This is a genomic window from Rhizobium gallicum bv. gallicum R602sp, assembly GCF_000816845.1.
In the GTDB taxonomy this organism is placed as follows: domain Bacteria; phylum Pseudomonadota; class Alphaproteobacteria; order Rhizobiales; family Rhizobiaceae; genus Rhizobium; species Rhizobium gallicum.
This window is the reverse complement of record NZ_CP006880.1, coordinates 1,765,429-1,782,265: the sequence shown is the minus strand read 5'-3', so window position 1 is coordinate 1,782,265 and position 16,837 is coordinate 1,765,429. Positions and strand designations below refer to the sequence as shown.

Genomic DNA, 16,837 nt, shown 5'->3' with positions numbered 1-16,837 from the left:
GCAGCCTGAAAAGGCATGGGACGCAGTTTCGTCGGCCATTTCGTCTGGCATGGGTCAAATGTCGGCCAAGAGGGGCCGCGCCGTCCGGCGCGGCCCGTTCAATGAGGAGTGACGATCGCCGAGGCCAGTTGTCGAAGGTTAAGGGTGCCGATGGCCGCTCCCGTCGAATCCATTACGGCGGCGTCCTCATCGGCGCGTCGATCGGTCAATATCCTCATTGCATCTTCGATTGTCGTTCCCGATGCTATGTTCGTGCCGTTCGGCCGGTGTCCCGGTTCGGCCGGCGTCATAATCGCATCCACGTGGATCACCCGTCCCCGATTGACCTCCTTCACGAAGTTGGCGATGTATTCGTCGGCCGGTCTAAGGACGATGTCCTGGCTGGTGCCTTGCTGAATGACCTCGCCGTCCCGAAGAATGGCTATCTGGTCACCCAGGCGGAGGGCCTCATCGAGATCGTGAGTGATGAATACGATCGTCTTTTTGATCTCCTTTTGCAGGTCAAGCAGGACGGTCTGCATGTCCATTCTGATCAGCGGATCGAGTGCCGAGTATGCTTCGTCCATCAGCAGGACCGGCGCGTCGTTGGCGAGCGCGCGGGCAAGGCCGACGCGTTGCTGCATGCCACCTGAAAGCTGATTGGGATATTTCTGTTCGAATCCGTTCAGTCCGACGCGCTCGATCCATCGCATGGCGGTCTCGACGCCTTTGGCGCGAGGGACACCTTGGACTTCCAATCCGTAGATCGCGTTTTCAAGCACGTTGCGATGCGGAAGCAGCGCGAATTTCTGAAACACCATTGCCGTCTGGTGGCGACGAAACTCCTGCAATTGCGCGGCGTTCATCTTGACTACGTCGACACCCTTCACCAGGATCTCGCCTGCAGTCGGATCGATCAAACGGTTGATATGCCTGATCAACGTGGACTTTCCGGAGCCCGACAGGCCCATGATCACCTGAACGCAACCAGCCGGCATCTCGATGTTAATATCTTTCAGACCAAGCACGTGTCCGTGCCTTTCGTTCAGTTCGGCTTTGCTGAGACCGTTCCGGACGGCGTCGACATAGGCCGCGCCGTTAGGCCCGAAGATCTTGTAAAGGTTGCGTATTTTAATCCCTTCGAAGCGTTCATCAGCCATGGACCACCTCCCGGTGCTTCTGCAGGCGGTGTCCGTATGCCTGGCTGACCCGGTCGAAGATGATTGCGATGCCGACGATGGCGAGTCCATTGAAGATCCCCAGTGTAAAATACTGATTGGCGATGGCCTTGAGAACAGGCTGACCTAGGCCCTGCACCCCGATCATCGAGGCGATAACCACCATGGCAAGCGCCATCATGATCGTCTGGTTGATTCCGGCCATAATCGTCGGCAGCGCCAGGGGGAGTTGAACATTTCTGAGCTTTTGCCAGCTTGAGGAGCCAAAAGCATCGGCCGCTTCCAGCACATCCTTGTCAACGAGGCGGATGCCAAGGTTGGTCAATCGGATCATCGGAGGTATCGCATAGATCACGACTGCGATAAGTCCTGGCACGCGTCCGATGCCAAGCAGCATCACCACAGGTATCAGGTAGACGAAGCTGGGCATCGTCTGCATCACGTCAAGGAGTGGATTGACCACTCTCTGGACCCGGTCCGACCGCGACATGAGGATTCCAATCGGGATTCCGATAGCGATGGACAAGATGGTGCAGACCAGGATCATCGAGATGGTCCGCATGGTGTCGTCCCACATGTCGAGGTAGCCGATTGCCAGCAATGTCAGAAGACAGCCCAAGACCACCTTGACGCTTCGGCTGCCGGCCCACGCGATGGCTAAAATCATCAGCGTAATAATCGGCCATGGCGTCTGCGTCATGAAACGCTCTGCGGCCATCAGGAAGTGCTGCAGCGGCGAGAACATGTTTTCGATACCTTCACCGTAAGCGCGGGTAAATGATCTAAATCCGTCGTCTATCGCCTTCTTGAGATTGCGAAGAGCGTCATCATCCATGTGCGGGAATTTGTAAAACCATTCCATGCGGTTCCCCTTTTCTTAAAAAGAGCCGGCCAAATTCTTCTTATTTTCGGCGTTTACGTGTGCGGTGCGCATGGATACGCACCGCACACAGGACTTACAGAGAAGCTTCGATCTTCTCTGCTGCTTCAGGCGAGACCCACTTGGTCCACAGGTCCTTGTTTTCTTTCAGGAAGTGTTTCGCACCATCTTCGCCGGACGCTTGATTTTCAGTCATCCAGGCCATCAGCTTGCCGACCGTGTCATTGCTCCAGGAGCGCTTTTCGAGGTAGGTCATGACCTCAGGACCGACCTTTTGCGAAAATGGTTTCGCCACCAGGGTTACGACCTTGTCGACAGGCCAGGCGTTCGGCTTCGGATCAGGGCAATCGGCCACGGTGTTGCAGCGCTTCCATTCGGCCGCATCATGGGGCACACCGGCATCCAGCTTTACCATCTCATACTTGCCCAGTAGCGCAGTGGGCGCCCAATAATACGTCGCAAAGCCCTGCTGGCGCTCATAGGCTTTTGCAATCGCCCCATCGAGGCCGGCGGCCGAACCAGTGTCAACAAGGGTGAAGCCCGCCTTGTCAGCGTCGAAAGCCTTGTAGAGCTGCGAGGTGACGATCGTTCCTCCCCAACCCTGGGGACCGTTGAAAATCGCGCCCTTCTTCGAATCCTCCGCATCGGGGACAAGTTCGGGATGTTTCAGCATGTCGGGGATCGTCTTGAGGTCGGGATGAGCCTCGGCAAGATATTTGGGAATCCACCAGCCTTGAACGCCGCCATCGGGAAGAGGGGAGCCGACTTGAATGATCTGACCGTCTTCCGTTCCTTTCTTCACGACATCCGGCAGAAGATCGATCCAAGCTTCGGGCGCGATATCCGGCTGGCCCTTCTCTGCCATCGAAGTGATGGTCGGAACCGTGTCGCCAACGGTGATGTCGGCGCTACATCCATAGCCTTCATTCAGAATAATCTTGTCGAGGTTTGAAAGAACCTCTGCGCTTTGCCAGTTCATGCTGGCGATCGTCACGCTTCCACATTCTGCGGCGCTGACAAGCGATGTTCCGCCGAGAAGGCCGAACATCAGGCATGTTGATGCAAGGAGTTTGTCCATTATCGTTCCCTTTGTTGAGCGGCGCTTTTTGAAGCGGGGCGCTGCGTTAGCCCGCTCATGCGGTCGTCAGGAGGCGCCTCCCATACTCACCGATTTTTTAAATGCCGCCGAAAGTCCTTCCGAAACGGTGGCTTCCAGGCCAAAAGCGCGCATCGCCTCGATCGCCGCTGCGGTCGTACCCCGATAGTCGAGAAACGAATTGACGACGTTGTTCGGACAGTCATCTTGATGCTCAAGCAAAGCCCCGGCCCCTATCAGCACCGTGTTCACGGCGCGCCGTGCGATATCTGTGGGAAGGCCGTGGTCGACGGCATCTTTCATCATGGCGGCGGCGAACAGCGCCGGAAACGCAGGCCCCGACCCGGACAAGCCAGTCAAATAGTCAATATCGCTTTCGCCATTTACCTCATCTTCGACGCCAAACGCACGAAAGATACGACGTGCGATGCTTCGATCGGCCTCGTCCATGTCACCTGATGCAATCCAGGGCGTATAGGATCTGCCAACTTCTGCCGCGGCGTTGGGTAGGGCGCGGACAACGCGGCCCGTTTGATGATTTGCCGCAAGCTGGTCCAGGCGGATGCCCGCCATAACAGAGATGACGAGTTTGCCGTGGGCGTCGACCGACAGAGACGGCCAATCGGCCGGACGGACAGAAACGATGATCACGTCCGATCGATCCGCAAGCTCCTGGTTGTTTTGCGTGCAGTGAACGTTCGGAAAAGACGCGGGCCTCGCATGCCGATAGGAGAGCGTGAGTCCTGCGTGGTCAACAACGCCCTTGTTGAGTATCGCGCAGGCAAGGGCTTTCCCAAGCCACCCTCCGCCACCGATCACGCCGATCCTGAGTGAGTCCTGCATCCGCTTCATCTCATTTCGGTTTATGGCCATGCCTGGCAAAGAAGCGGTCTAGCTCTCTTTGCTGGGGTATCTGGCCGGTGTAGATCGCGATATATTCGGGAATACGCTTCATTCGCACCGCGATCTCTTCGCGGGACTGCATCGAGATGTAGCCGATCTGAACGAGATAGGTCGTCCGGGCCCGGACGTCGGCTGTTGTTTCCTCGAATCCAAAGCGCATGAACATTCGCTTGAGCGCCTCAAGCCGAACTTGATCTGCCTTTTGGACCTCGAAAAGAATCTCTTCCGATTGCAGCGCCCAACTGCGCACTGCAAATTCGAACTTGGAGTCAAACAAATTCTGATCGAGCCAGCAATCAAAAACGTTCAGCATGGCCTCGGCAAGTGATTCTGCGTAGGCTTCGCTCTGCTTTATTATATTTCCGGTGTTTTTTTCTCGCCAGCGCGCAATCAGGCCGGCAAGCAATTCTTCGCGATCCTTGAAGAACCAGTAGAAGCTCGTCCGAGAAAGGTTGAGTTTCTTGGCCAAGGGAAGAATTTTCACTGAATCAACGCCCGACTCCAGCAGAGATTCGTAGGCCGCTTCCAGCCATCCCTCCTGCGATCCGCGCCAACCGGTATCGTTCAAAGCCTGCTCCATGATTGACCTCCTAACAAAAAATGAAACCCGACACAAGAAAAATGTACACATATGTCGACAACAATGACCTTAGTGTTTTGTATGTTGACACGTATGTACATTTCCGCATAGCGTCTAGCACAACCGTCCTAGTCCGGAGCCCGACAGATGTCGAACGATCCTCTCCTTCAGCCTTATCAGCTCAAGCACCTGAAGCTTCGCAACCGCATCATCGTAACGTCGCACGAGCCAGCATACCCTGCCGATGGTATGCCCAAGGAGCGCTATCTCGCCTACACCGTAGAAAGGGCAAAGGGCGGCGTCGCCATGACGATGACGGCCGGCTCTGCGGCTGTTTCGAAAGACAGTCCGCCCGTCTTCAACAACCTGCTCGCCTACAAGGACGAGATCGTGCCGTGGCTGAAGGCAATGACCGATGCGGTCCATGAGGAAGGGGCGGCGATCATGATCCAGCTCACGCACCTCGGCCGTCGGACGCGCTGGGACAAGGGCGACTGGCTCCCCGTTGTCGCACCGTCGCATCAGCGCGAGGCCTCACACCGGGCTTTCCCCAAGAAGATCGAAGATTGGGACATCGAGCGCATCATAAAGGACTTTGCCGACGCTGCAGAACGCATGAAGGCCGGGGGCATGGATGGCGTCGAACTGGAGGCCTATGGACACCTGCTTGACCAATTCGCGTCCCCGCTGACCAACGAACTCGAAGGTCCTTACGGTGGTTCGCTCGACAATCGCATGCGTTTCTGTCTGGATGTTCTAAAGGCGATCCGGAAACGGGTCGGAGAGGACTTCATTCTGGGAATACGCTACACCGCTGATGAATGTCTTCCCGGCGGCACCGGCAAGGCTGAGGGACTCGAAATTTCCAAGCGCCTCAAAAAAAGCGGCCTTATTGACTACTTGAATGTGATCCGCGGTCATATCGACACCGACGCCGGCCTCACAGATGTCATCCCGATCCAGGGTATGGCGAACTCCCCGCATCTCGATTTTGCCGGTGAGATTCGCGCCGCGACGGATTTCCCCACCTTCCACGCCGCCAAAATCCCGGATGTTGCAACTGCCCGCCATGCGATTGCGTCGGGCAAGGTCGATATGGTCGGTATGACCCGCGCTCATATGACGGACCCGCACATCGTTCGCAAAATCATGGAGAAGCGCGAAGAGGACATCCGTCCCTGCGTCGGCGCCAACTACTGTTTGGACCGCATTTACCAGGGTGGGGCGGCCTATTGCATCCACAATGCCGCGACCGGCCGCGAGCTGACTATGCCGCATGTGGTCAAAAAGGCGAACGTTCGTAAGAAAGTTGTCGTCGTCGGCGCAGGCCCGGGGGGGCTGGAAGCCGCAAGGGTTGCAGCCGAGCGCGGCCACGACGTCGTCGTATTCGAGGCGGCCAACGATCCCGGCGGTCAAATCCGCTTAACGGCCCAAAGCGAGCGCCGCAGGGAAATGATCAGCATTATCGACTGGCGGATGAACCAGTGCGAGAAGTACGGTGTGGTCTTCCGTTTCAACACCTGGGCAGAAGCCGACACGGTGGAGGCGGAGAGGCCCGACGTGGTGATCATCGCCACCGGTGGGATGCCGCATACTGACGTCCTCTCCACAGGTAATGAACTTGTCATCTCGGCCTGGGACATCATTTCGGGTGACGTGAAACCAGGAACGAACGTTCTTATCTTCGATGACGCGGGCGACCACGCAGGGCTGCAGGCTGCCGAGTTCATTGCCAAGGCGGGCGCCAAGGTGGAAATCATGACACCTGACCGTTCCTTCGCCCCGGAAGTCATGGCGATGAACCTCGTGCCCTATATGCGTTCGCTGCAGAACCTCGACGTCACCTTCACGGTGACCTTCAGGCTTGAAGCGGTCGAAAAGCACGGCAATCAGCTCATTGCCCATGTCGGCAGCGATTACGGCGGTGTTGCAAAGCAGCGCACGGCCGACCAGGTCGTCATCAACCATGGGACAATCCCGCTCGATGAACTCTATTTTGAGCTGAAACCCTTTTCCACCAATCTCGGCGAAATTTCGCAGCAGCAACTGATCGTTGGCGAACCCCAGGCTGTCGTGCGCAATCCTGAAGGGAAATTCCAGCTCTTCCGGATCGGTGATGCTGTGGCCGCTCGCAACACCCATGCTGCCATCTACGACGGGTTGCGGATCGCCAAGGATATCTGACGAAAAGGCGGTCCGACATGTCGGACAGCCAACCTTTACGCAGTGATGTCGGGCAGGGCAGTCGAAGCCTTTGCGCGCACGGCAATTCTTCAAATATTCTCCGCGCTCGCGGCCGGAGATGACGTGAACAAGGATGAACCTCCATGAAAATTCTCGTCCCCGTGAAGCGGGTGGTTGATTACAATGTGAAGATCCGCGTCAAGCCGGATGGCACGGGCGTCGAGCTTGCCAACGTCAAGATGTCGATGAACCCGTTCGACGAGATCTCGGTGGAAGAGGCGCTGCGGCTGAAGGAAGCCGGCAAGGCTGAGGAAGTGGTCGTCGTGTCGATCGGTCCGGCCAAGGCCGAAGAGACGCTGCGCACCGCGCTCGCCATGGGTGCTGACCGGGCGATCCTGGTCGAGACCGACGAGACGGTCGAGCCGCTTGCCGTGGCCAAGATCCTCAAGGGCGTGGCAGCCGCCGAACAGCCGGGCCTGATCATCGTCGGCAAGCAGGCGATCGACGACGACTCGAACCAGACCGGCCAGATGCTCGCCGCGCTGTTGGGCTCTGCCCAGGCAACCTTTGCCTCGAAGATCGAGATTACCGACGGTAAAGCGACCGTCACCCGCGAAGTCGATGGCGGCCTGCAGACGATCGACATCAAGCTGCCGGCCGTCGTCACCACCGACCTGCGCTTGAACGAGCCCCGCTACGCCTCGCTGCCGAACATCATGAAGGCGAAGAAGAAGCCGCTCGACAGACAAAGCCCTTCCGACTTCGGCGTTTCCACCACCCCGCGGCTGAAGGTGCTGAAGACCGAAGAGCCAAGTGGCCGCAAGGCAGGCGTCAAGGTCAAGTCGGTCGCCGAGCTCGTCGAGAAACTCAAGACCGAAGCCGGCGTCCTCTAAGGCGAGAAAGGAAATACGACATGGCCATTCTGCTTCTGGCTGACCACGACAATGCAAGCCTTTCCGACCAGACCGCCAAGGCGCTGACCGCTGCCCGCCAGATCGGCGGCGATGTCACCATCCTGGTTGCCGGCAAGGGTGCCAAGGCTGCCGCCGATGCCGCTGCCAAGCTTTCCGGCGTCTCCAAGGTGCTGCTGGCCGAAAGCGACATGCTTGCCAACAATCTGGCCGAGCCGCTGGCCGACCTGATCGTTTCGCTCGCCGGCAGCTACGACACGATCATTGCGGCTGCGACCTCGACCGGCAAGAACGTCGCTCCGCGCGTTGCCGCCCTCCTCGATGTGGCGCAGGTGTCGGAAATCATCGAAGTCGTCGCGCCTGACACCTTCAAGCGGCCGATCTATGCCGGCAACGCCATCCAGACGGTGCAGGTAACCGATGCCAAGAAGGTGCTCACCGTGCGCACCGCCTCCTTCGCTGCTGCGGCGACCAGCGGTTCGGCTCCGGTCGAGGCAATCCCGGCCGTTTCCGATCCGGGTCTTTCGACCTTCGTCAAGGACGCGCTGTCGGCTTCCGACCGCCCGGAGCTGACGTCGGCAAGGATCATCATCTCCGGCGGCCGCGCACTCGGCTCGGCCGAGAAGTTCAGGCAAGTCATCCTGCCGCTCGCCGACAAGCTCGGAGCGGCCGTCGGCGCAAGCCGTGCGGCCGTCGATGCCGGCTATGCGCCGAACGACTGGCAGGTCGGCCAGACCGGCAAGGTCGTCGCCCCTGAACTCTACATCGCGGTCGGCATTTCCGGTGCCATCCAGCACCTTGCCGGCATGAAGGACTCAAAGGTCATCGTCGCCATCAACAAGGACGAGGAGGCCCCGATCTTCCAGGTCGCCGACTACGGCCTCGTCGCCGATCTCTTCGAGGCCCTGCCGGAACTGCAGAGTTCAATTTGATCGCTGTTATTTCCGTGTTAACAGGCGCGCCGGTCTAATCCATGAACGTGCTGCCGGAGTCGTAGTCCGGTTTCATCCACGGCGGAGAAAAACATGTCGCAAGCCCCGACACCACTCAAGCGGAGCGCGGACCTGCTACTCAATGACGACAGCGCGCCAATACGACGACAGGTCTCCGTGCTTGGCGGAGGTTTTCGTCCCCGCGCTTTGCAGGAGGTTCTCAACGCAATTGGCGACGTCCTCTTGTCCTCCCAGGCTCCTGTCATGGCGAGTTACATTGCGGGCAAGATATACCAGAGGCTCGAAAAACGGGGTGTGGCCAGACGCATCGACACCGCCACACCGTTGAAACCTGAGCATTTTGACCGCGCTCTTTCCAATCTGCATGCCTCTCTGCCCCGGTTTGCTGGCGGCGCAACAGGCTTGGCGGAACTGAACGAGCAACTGTCCTGGCGAAGCGGCCGGACCGGCCCATTTGCAAGCCTCAGGTTCGAGCAATCTCACGCCCATGCGATCGTTGTCGGACCTCACGGCCTTGAGGAACGCAGTGACGTGCGCCTCGGACTGACCTTGATGGCCCCTTACAGTCGTTTTCCAGATCACGTGCAGTTCCATTCACGTGTATTCTTGCTTCTGTCCGGTGGCGAAGTTTGCCTCGACGACAGCAATTGGTTCCGTGCCACTGCAGGAACCGTCTTCTTCAACGAAGCTGGCAAGAAGTTCGCGATGCGATGCACTGCTGAGCCCTTACTGGCAGTCTGGTGCCACGTCGAAGACACGGCTCTTTGATCGATGCGATGATCCAACCGATATGTGAATTGCGAAACGAAATCAGGAAGGAAGAAACCCATGGACGTTCGTGCCGCCGTTGCCGTTCAGGCCGGAAAACCGCTGGAAGTCATGACCGTGCAGCTGGAGGGCCCGCGGGCCGGCGAGGTTCTGGTCGAGGTCAAGGCGACCGGCATCTGCCACACGGACGATTTCACGCTGTCTGGGGCCGATCCGGAGGGCCTGTTTCCGGCAATCCTCGGCCATGAGGGTGCCGGCATCGTCGTCGATGTCGGCCCGGGCGTCACTTCGGTCAAGAAGGGCGACCACGTCATTCCGCTCTACACGCCGGAATGCCGTGAATGCCCGTCCTGCCTGTCGCGCAAGACCAATCTGTGCACGGCGATCCGCGCCACTCAGGGCCAGGGGCTGATGCCGGACGGCACGAGCCGCTTTTCGATCGGCAAGGACAAGATCCATCATTACATGGGCTGCTCGACCTTTGCCAATTACACGGTGCTGCCCGAGATCGCCGTTGCCAAGGTCAATGCGGACGCTCCCTTCGACAAGATCTGCTACATCGGCTGCGGCGTCACCACCGGCATCGGCGCCGTCATCAACACCGCCAAGGTGGAGATCGGCGCAACGGCGATCGTCTTCGGCCTCGGCGGCATCGGCCTCAACGTTCTCCAGGGCCTGAAGCTTGCCGGTGCCGACATGATCATCGGTGTCGACATCAACAATGACCGCAAGGTGTGGGGCGAAAAGTTTGACATGACGCATTTCGTCAATCCCAAGGAGGTCGGCGACGACATCGTGCCCTATCTCGTCAACACGACGAAGCGTGGCGCCGACCAGATCGGCGGCGCCGACTACACCTTCGACTGCACCGGCAACACCAAGGTGATGCGCCAGGCGCTGGAAGCCAGCCATCGCGGCTGGGGCAAGTCGGTCGTCATCGGGGTGGCCGGTGCCGGCCAGGAAATCTCCACCCGCCCGTTCCAGCTGGTCACCGGCCGCAGCTGGATGGGCACCGCCTTTGGCGGCGCGCGCGGCCGCACCGACGTGCCGAAGATCGTCGACTGGTACATGCAAGGCAAGATCCAGATCGATCCGATGATCACCCATACGATGCCGCTCGAAGACATCAACAAGGGCTTCGAACTCATGCATTCCGGTCAAAGCATCCGCGGCGTGGTTGTCTACTAACCCAGCAGACGGGGCGGCGCGCGAACACCGGCATTCGGTTCGAAGCCGGCGGCCGCCCACCACTCCTTTGTCTTCGCGAGGTCAACTCACCGATGCCTCTCGTCCTGCGATACGGCTTCGAGCATCCCGAGGATCGAGTAGGCGGCCTTAATCCGCTCAGGGATGGGATAGTTACGATTGGCAAGCAGTACTATGCCGATCCGGCGCGTTGGCACGAACGCGGCATAGGCACCAAAGCCACCGGTGGAACCCGTCTTATTGAAAAACACGTCCTCGGCTGGTTTTTGTGGCGGCACCAGCGGAGTCACCGCGTGCGGCTTCATCGCCATGTCGGAAGAGTTGCCAGCAAGGAGTGTATCCAGTGTTGCCGGCCAGGCATAGAGCTCCCACCCCAGGGACTGGAACGTATCGCCTGTCCGATAGTAGCCGGTCTGGGTTGCGCCAATCGCCTTCTGCAGCGAAGATTCAAGCCCAGAGGTGTCTATGTTCGCCTCGACGAAGCGCAACAGGTCGGCGGCAGTCGTCTTGACCCCGTAGGCCTGGGCATCGAGCGCTCCTGGGCTTACTCGCACGGGGTTGTTTTTCTTGTTGTAGCCGAAGGCATAATCTCCCATTTCCGCCTCTGGAACGCGGATATAGCTGTTGGTGAGGCCAAGTGCAGGAAAGAGGGTGCCCTCCATGAGCTCGGGAAAGGGTTTTCTGAGGCTCGCAGCTGCGAGGGTTCCGAAGAGACCAATGCTGGGATTGGAGTAGACGCGATACGTGCCGGGTTCATAGCCAGGGCGCCATCCGCGGAAATAGCGCGTGAGCGTGCTGTTGTTGATGACCTCGTCGGGAAACTGCAGCGGCAGACCTCCCGCCGTATAGGTACCCAGTTCGAGCACGGTGATATGATCGAAGGCGCTGCCTGCCAGCTCCCGCATATGCTCGCTCGCAGCATCGGAGAGGGCGAGCGCTCCTTTGGCCTCAGCATAGGCGCCGAGCGTGGCGGTAAAGGTTTTGCTGACGGAGCCGATCTCGAACAGCGTGTCAGCGGTGACGGGCGTTGCCTTTTCCTTGTCGGCGAGACCGTAGTTGAAAATAAACCGGCGGCCATCAACAGAGATACCGACCGCCATGCCGGCTACACCGTTTTCGGTCATCAACCCCTTGATGGTCCGGTCGACCACGGGCCTGATCCTGCCTTCAACGACGTCTGCCTCTGCACTGCAGGCAAGAAAGGTGCCGAAAAGGGAAAAACATGCACCAGCGCAAACCGCATATGTCCTGCTGGATATTTGACTCATAGCTCCTGGTATCCTCGCTTCGATGGGATCGCCGCATTCCCGGAACCGGGCTTGCGCAGTGCGACGGGCCTGCAGCTGCGGTCACACGCAGCCGTCAAGGCACAGGCGACCGGCCGCAGGCGCGACACTTTATAGGCCGTCGTCCGCGCCTTGAGCAAACGACGAAATCTCGCCTGAGGCATAAGAAAATCTAGGCCCGCCGGTGGCTGTTGAAGTTCAGCTAACCCTTTGATTTCAACGGGCGCTGCCCATATCCATGTAAGCCGGTTCGAAAACGTGTCCGTCCGGATCAGCAAAGGTGCGCAGGTACATGAATCCCAAATCCTGCGGCTCGCCGACATCCGCCTGGCCGCCGGATCTCGCGGCAGCCTCCACCATGGCATCGACCTCCTCGCGGCTGTCGCGAGACAGAGCGATCAGCATACCGCTCGTTGCGTGCGCGTCAGCTATCGGCTTTGCCGTGAACGTCTGATAATAGCCATGTTGCAGAAGCTGGAACGTGATCGTTTCTGACCACACCATCGAGCTCGCATTTTCATTGGAGAACTGCTCGTTCTTGACGCAGCCGATGGCCTCATAGAAAGCCGTCGCGGTTGCCAAATCCCTGACCGGCAGGTTCAGAAAGATCATTTTAGTCATTATCGTGCTCCTCTCAGAGATGGCTTAAACAAAGGTTTGCTCGAACGTCTGGCTCGGATGGATGCAGACGATCTCCAGCCGGTCGGTGCCGACATTTTCGAAACGATGAGGAACGTTGGCCGGGCCAACAATGATGTCGCCGGCAGAGCCGCGCGTCTTGTCGTTGCCAACCGTGAACTCGGCCTCCCCCTTTCGAACCACCCAGGTCTCGGCATAGGGATGAACATGCAGCGCCGGGCCGCGGCCCGGATCCGCGTCCACGACAAAAAGCGATACCTCGCTGCCGAAGTGACGACCTTCGAAGCGGACCGTACGGCTCGTGCCGGGTTCGGGCTGCTGATAGCGATAAACCGAAAACATCCTGATCTCCTCCAACCGTTCACAGTTATCTTCGCAGGAAGACATATTGGCAAACTATCTTCTCGTCAAGATAAATATCTTCTCGCAAAGATATCTTTGCGCCTGAGGCTCCATGGTGTATGGAACGGCACCACGCAAATGTGGCACGACAAAGCAAACGAGGATCATGCGGGTGGCGCCAAACAACAACCGCGGCTCAAAGGAGGGCGCTGTCGAAGACCATGTCGACCGGCTCCGCGCGCAATGGGCCTGCGAATTGCCGGACCTCGACACCGAGCCGATGGCGATCCTGGGACGCGCGAAACGGCTAACGAACCTGGTGGCGCCCTCCATCGAAGAGACCTTTGCCAAGTTCGGCCTCGATCGCGGCGAGTTCGACGTTATCGCGACCCTGCGCAGATCTGGGCCACCCTACCAGCTGACGCCGACGGCAATGTATACGACGCTTATGTTGTCTTCCGGCGGGCTGACGCACCGCCTTGATCGGCTGGAAAAGGCTGGTCTGATTGTACGAGAGAAATCGGCCCATGACGGGCGAAGTGTTGTCGTTTGCCTGACCGCAACGGGAATCGCGCTGGCCGAAAAGGCGTTTCGCGCGGATATGGCCAGTGAACTCTTGTTCCTCGAAGGTTTGGATGTCGAAGAGCGCGCGGCCCTGGCCGCGCTGCTGCGCAAGCTTGTCATGAGCGTTGAGGCAGGCCCGAGTGACGGGGTCACGTCGTGATCTCAATGGTTGCGCTTGACCCTAGTCCTGTGTCCACGCCGAAAACGCGTCGGGCAATACGTTCGACCCGCAGATCACCGTGACCACCCGCTTGCCGCGGTATCGCGAGGGATCTTCCAGGATCGCTGCAACGCCAAGGGCGGCCGATGGCTCGACCACGAGGCCGGCGTGCCGATGGAGCAGGCGCATGCCCGCCTTGATGCTTGCCTCCTCTACCAGCGGCACGTGATTGGCGACGGCGAGCAGGTCCTGAAGGACCGCCGCGATTGGGAACCGGCCGGCGACACCGTCGGCGATGGTATCGGCGCGATCGGTGGTGACGACTGATCGCGCCCGCCAGGATAGGGCCATGGCGGGCGCCCCGCTGGGCTGGATGCACACCACCTCCGTTGCGGGCGACAGGCACTTGAAAACGTGGCCAACGCCGGTGGCGAGCGCACCGCCGCCGAGCGCGAGCAGCATCGTGTCGATGCGGTCGAACCCTTCGACAAGCTCCAGCCCGATGGTGCCGGCGCCTTCGCAGGTGTCGAGGTTTTCGCTGTCCTCCACGAGTAAAGCGTTGCCGCTGGCCGCGATCTCGCGAGCGCGCTTTCGCGCGTCCTCGATGTCGCCCTCGACAAGTTCGACGGCGGCTCCGAGCCGGCGCATGTGATCGATCTTCGCGCCATTGGCGCTTGTGGCGGCGACCACTGTCACGCCAATACCGCGTTCGCGCCCACTATATGCGAGCGCCTGCCCGAGATTGCCGGCGCTGGCGCAGACCGCGGCCTTCTGATCGGCTCTTTCGAGGCGGGACATTACGACCTCGGTCCCGCGTCCTTTGAAGCATCGGATCGGGTTTGCGGTCTCAAGTTTGATGATCAGTTCGCAGCCCAGAAGATCGCCAAGAGATGAACAGCCGAATTGGGGCGTGTCGCGAAACATCCGTGAGATTTGTTCCTTCGCCTCAAAGATGCGCCCGAGGTCGAGCCTGGTGTCTGGTTGCCCGATTTCCCGGGATGCTGCGGGTCTTTCACCGACAGGCTGCATGTGACATCCTCCGACGCTGTTGTTGCAGTTGCACATCTGTGCGTTATAGCGCACATTCGAAGTGTGCGCTATAACGCACAGATGCGAGGTCAGTCATAAATGAAGTCCCTCAGTCCCGTTGACACGGGGAATCTACTGAAATCGATCAGGCACGACCTTGGATGGAGCCTCGACAAGACTGCAGAGCGTACTGGAGTAAGCAAGGCGATGCTGGGCCAGATCGAGCGCGGCGAATCCACGCCGACGGTCGCGACGCTTTGGAAGATCGCGACGGGCTTGCGGGTTCCGATGACGGCCCTGCTCGAGCCGGATCGCGAAGAAGGCGATGTGTTGCTCTTGCGTGACGCCAGTCGTCTCCGGGTGCGCCCGTCGGAGGAAGGGATGCAACGCGCATTGTTGTTCCCTTATGAGACCCGGTTCGGCTTCGAACTCTATGAACTGACCTTCGCGCCCGACTTCGAGAGTATCTCAGAGCCGCATGACATCGGGGTTGTGGAGCATGTGACCGTCCTGCGCGGGGAGATCGAATTGCTGGTGGAGGAAGAGTGGAGGCGGGTCGAGCAAGGGCAGTCGCTGAGGTTTCCTGCCGACCGCCGCCATGGTTACCGCAATCGGACGCAAAGTGAGACTGTTGTCATGGATTTGATCCACTATCGGTTCATCCCGCAGAATATCGCGGAGCGCAAAACGCAAGCGGGTTCTTGATCGAGGCGTTCCGACGTCGCGACCTGCATCTCCACTCAGATAGCGGCGCCAAACGCCTGTGAGGTGAGCGATCCATCGCTGCCCAGTTCAGGCCGAAGCCTCCACAAAATCGGCTTAGACATCTTCCCAGGGAAAGGTGTCGAGCCGCTCGGCTCCTGTTGCCGTGATCAAGACTTGAGTCTCGAGCTTGATGCTTTCGGATCCCGCTTCCGCAATCAAGCTCTCCACGTTAAGTACCATGTCCTTTTCGATTGTGCCGCTGCAATTTCGGCCGAAATCCGGATGCAGGAGAACGCCTGGCCACTCGTCCGCCATACCCGTGCCGTGCAGCGCCAAGGTATAGCGGTAGGGGATATACTTTTCCGGGATACGCCAAGAACGATCGTTGAACTCCGCAAACCCGATTCCCGGCCTGAGAACTGCGAGGTTGTGATCGATCTGATCCCTGGCTGCGGCATAAAGCTCCCGCTGTTTTTCGTTCATGGTACGATGACCGCAGGTCCATGAGCGGGAGAGATCGGCACAGTAGCCATAAGGGCCGATCATGTCCGTATCGAATGAAATCATCTCCCCAGCCTTGATCTCGTAGTCGGAACACTCCTGGTACCAGGGATTGGTCCTCGCGCCGGCCGTCAGAAGCTTGGTCTCGAGCCACTCCCCGCCACTTCTGGCATTCTCGAAATGCAGTTCCGCCCAGATCTCCCTTTCCGTTCGACCGGGCTCGGACTTGTCGTACATCCTCGCCATTCCGGCCTCGCAGACACGGATCGTCCACCTCATGAGCTCGATTTCATCGGCGCTCTTGATCGATCTCGCCCGCTCTGCCAATTCCTGCCCATCCAGAAGGTCGAAGCCTCTCTTGCGCAGCTCGAAAGCACCCGCAGGCTCGAGCTTGTCGATGGCGATGCGGGCGTTGCGGCCCTGCGACCTAATGACGTCGGCCACCTCGTCGGCCCATTCCTTCATTCGGCTCTCGATCAGATCGCCGGCGGTGAAGAAGATCCAGGACTTCGCAGGCCTGACTTCGTCGATACCCGGAAGTCCGTCGTTCACATGTTCTGCGCCTTCAAACTCGAACAAGATCGCCGGGCCATCGGCAAGGATGAGCGCATAGCGGGACGCATTGTGCATGGTCCAGATGCTCATGTTCGATGAGTCGAACGCATATCGAATGTTAACGGGATCATAGAGCAGGAGTGCGCCGCAGTCCCATTCCTGCATCGTGGCCTGCAGTCTGCCGAGGCGATATCGGCGAGCCCTATCCAGAGTGGCGGAGGAAAGGGGACTTTTGAGCGGCCGGTCCGCTCCCTCCGGATTGAGATAGGCCTGCTTCCTTTCGTCTTTGAAAACGGTCGACCCCGCTGGGCCTCCTGGGGCGATGACGTTCTCATTCATTGGGTCGGGATCCTCTCGAACACAGTTCGTGCAAAAACGGACGCGTGTCAGCCCGAGGAGCCATGTCGGCCATCCAGGG

17 protein-coding genes are annotated in these 16,837 nt (G+C 59.2%); 7 read left to right on the top strand and 10 right to left on the bottom strand.

Annotation, left to right across the window (positions count from 1 at the left end):
• Positions 1–98 precede the first annotated feature (98 nt).
• From RGR602_RS31425 to RGR602_RS31405, 5 genes are all read right to left on the bottom strand, one after another.
• Positions 99–1,139, bottom strand: coding sequence for a quaternary amine ABC transporter ATP-binding protein (locus RGR602_RS31425; RefSeq protein WP_040115862.1), 1,041 nt, complete (start codon positions 1,137–1,139; stop codon positions 99–101).
• Positions 1,132–2,019 carry an ABC transporter permease gene (locus RGR602_RS31420; protein ID WP_040115861.1) on the bottom strand — a complete coding sequence of 296 codons (888 nt, stop codon included), beginning with the start codon at positions 2,017–2,019 and terminating at the stop codon, positions 1,132–1,134. The genes RGR602_RS31425 and RGR602_RS31420 overlap by 8 nt, the downstream gene beginning before the upstream one ends.
• 94 nt (positions 2,020–2,113) lie before the next feature.
• Positions 2,114–3,115 (bottom strand): ABC transporter substrate-binding protein, encoded by a 1,002-nt coding sequence (locus RGR602_RS31415; RefSeq protein WP_040115860.1) that lies wholly within the window; start codon positions 3,113–3,115, stop codon positions 2,114–2,116.
• A gap of 66 nt (positions 3,116–3,181) precedes the next feature.
• Positions 3,182–3,976: a pyrroline-5-carboxylate reductase family protein gene (locus tag RGR602_RS31410; RefSeq protein WP_040116652.1), complete on the bottom strand. Its 795-nt coding sequence runs from the start codon at positions 3,974–3,976 to the stop codon at positions 3,182–3,184.
• A gap of 10 nt (positions 3,977–3,986) precedes the next feature.
• Positions 3,987–4,616 carry a TetR/AcrR family transcriptional regulator gene (locus RGR602_RS31405; RefSeq protein WP_040115859.1) on the bottom strand — a complete coding sequence of 210 codons (630 nt, stop codon included), beginning with the start codon at positions 4,614–4,616 and terminating at the stop codon, positions 3,987–3,989.
• Between the two features lie 147 nt (positions 4,617–4,763).
• Between RGR602_RS31405 and RGR602_RS31400 the strand changes: the two genes are divergently transcribed.
• The 5 genes from RGR602_RS31400 to RGR602_RS31380 all read left to right on the top strand — a co-directional run bounded on the left by RGR602_RS31400 (position 4,764) and on the right by RGR602_RS31380 (position 10,620).
• Positions 4,764–6,800 carry an NADH:flavin oxidoreductase gene (locus RGR602_RS31400; protein ID WP_040115858.1) on the top strand — a complete coding sequence of 679 codons (2,037 nt, stop codon included), beginning with the start codon at positions 4,764–4,766 and terminating at the stop codon, positions 6,798–6,800.
• 143 nt (positions 6,801–6,943) lie between these two features.
• Positions 6,944–7,693 (top strand): electron transfer flavoprotein subunit beta/FixA family protein, encoded by a 750-nt coding sequence (locus RGR602_RS31395; protein ID WP_040115857.1) that lies wholly within the window; start codon positions 6,944–6,946, stop codon positions 7,691–7,693.
• 20 nt (positions 7,694–7,713) lie between these two features.
• The gene (locus tag RGR602_RS31390; RefSeq protein WP_040115856.1) at positions 7,714–8,643 is read left to right on the top strand and encodes an electron transfer flavoprotein subunit alpha/FixB family protein; all 930 of its coding nucleotides are present in this window, start codon (positions 7,714–7,716) and stop codon (positions 8,641–8,643) included.
• 93 nt (positions 8,644–8,736) lie between these two features.
• Entirely contained in the window at positions 8,737–9,432 is a 696-nt protein-coding gene (locus tag RGR602_RS31385) for a dimethylsulfonioproprionate lyase family protein (protein WP_040115855.1), read from the top strand.
• 60 nt (positions 9,433–9,492) lie between these two features.
• Positions 9,493–10,620 carry an S-(hydroxymethyl)glutathione dehydrogenase/class III alcohol dehydrogenase gene (locus RGR602_RS31380; protein ID WP_040115854.1) on the top strand — a complete coding sequence of 376 codons (1,128 nt, stop codon included), beginning with the start codon at positions 9,493–9,495 and terminating at the stop codon, positions 10,618–10,620.
• 86 nt (positions 10,621–10,706) lie between these two features.
• On the opposite strand, the gene ampC is transcribed toward RGR602_RS31380, so the two are convergent.
• The 3 genes from ampC to RGR602_RS31365 form a co-directional block, all read right to left on the bottom strand.
• Positions 10,707–11,906: a class C beta-lactamase gene (gene ampC / locus RGR602_RS31375; protein ID WP_040115853.1), complete on the bottom strand. Its 1,200-nt coding sequence runs from the start codon at positions 11,904–11,906 to the stop codon at positions 10,707–10,709.
• Between the two features lie 234 nt (positions 11,907–12,140).
• Positions 12,141–12,545, bottom strand: coding sequence for a VOC family protein (locus tag RGR602_RS31370; protein WP_040115852.1), 405 nt, complete (start codon positions 12,543–12,545; stop codon positions 12,141–12,143).
• Positions 12,546–12,569: 24 nt separating this feature from the next.
• Positions 12,570–12,905, bottom strand: coding sequence for a cupin domain-containing protein (locus tag RGR602_RS31365; protein WP_040115851.1), 336 nt, complete (start codon positions 12,903–12,905; stop codon positions 12,570–12,572).
• 172 nt (positions 12,906–13,077) lie between these two features.
• Here RGR602_RS31365 and RGR602_RS31360 point away from each other — a divergent pair, with 172 nt between their 5' ends.
• The gene (locus RGR602_RS31360; RefSeq protein ID WP_223844094.1) at positions 13,078–13,629 is read left to right on the top strand and encodes a MarR family winged helix-turn-helix transcriptional regulator; all 552 of its coding nucleotides are present in this window, start codon (positions 13,078–13,080) and stop codon (positions 13,627–13,629) included.
• Positions 13,630–13,650: 21 nt separating this feature from the next.
• Here RGR602_RS31360 and RGR602_RS31355 read toward each other — a convergent pair whose 3' ends face one another.
• The gene (locus tag RGR602_RS31355) at positions 13,651–14,658 is read right to left on the bottom strand and encodes a threonine ammonia-lyase (protein WP_052451847.1); all 1,008 of its coding nucleotides are present in this window, start codon (positions 14,656–14,658) and stop codon (positions 13,651–13,653) included.
• 99 nt (positions 14,659–14,757) lie between these two features.
• On the opposite strand from RGR602_RS31355, the gene RGR602_RS31350 reads away from it, so the two are divergent.
• The gene (locus RGR602_RS31350; protein WP_052451845.1) at positions 14,758–15,363 is read left to right on the top strand and encodes a helix-turn-helix domain-containing protein; all 606 of its coding nucleotides are present in this window, start codon (positions 14,758–14,760) and stop codon (positions 15,361–15,363) included.
• 114 nt (positions 15,364–15,477) lie between these two features.
• Here the strand turns inward: RGR602_RS31350 and RGR602_RS31345 are convergent, their stop codons facing one another.
• The gene (locus tag RGR602_RS31345) at positions 15,478–16,758 is read right to left on the bottom strand and encodes a M24 family metallopeptidase (RefSeq protein ID WP_052451843.1); all 1,281 of its coding nucleotides are present in this window, start codon (positions 16,756–16,758) and stop codon (positions 15,478–15,480) included.
• Positions 16,759–16,837: the final 79 nt, after the last annotated feature.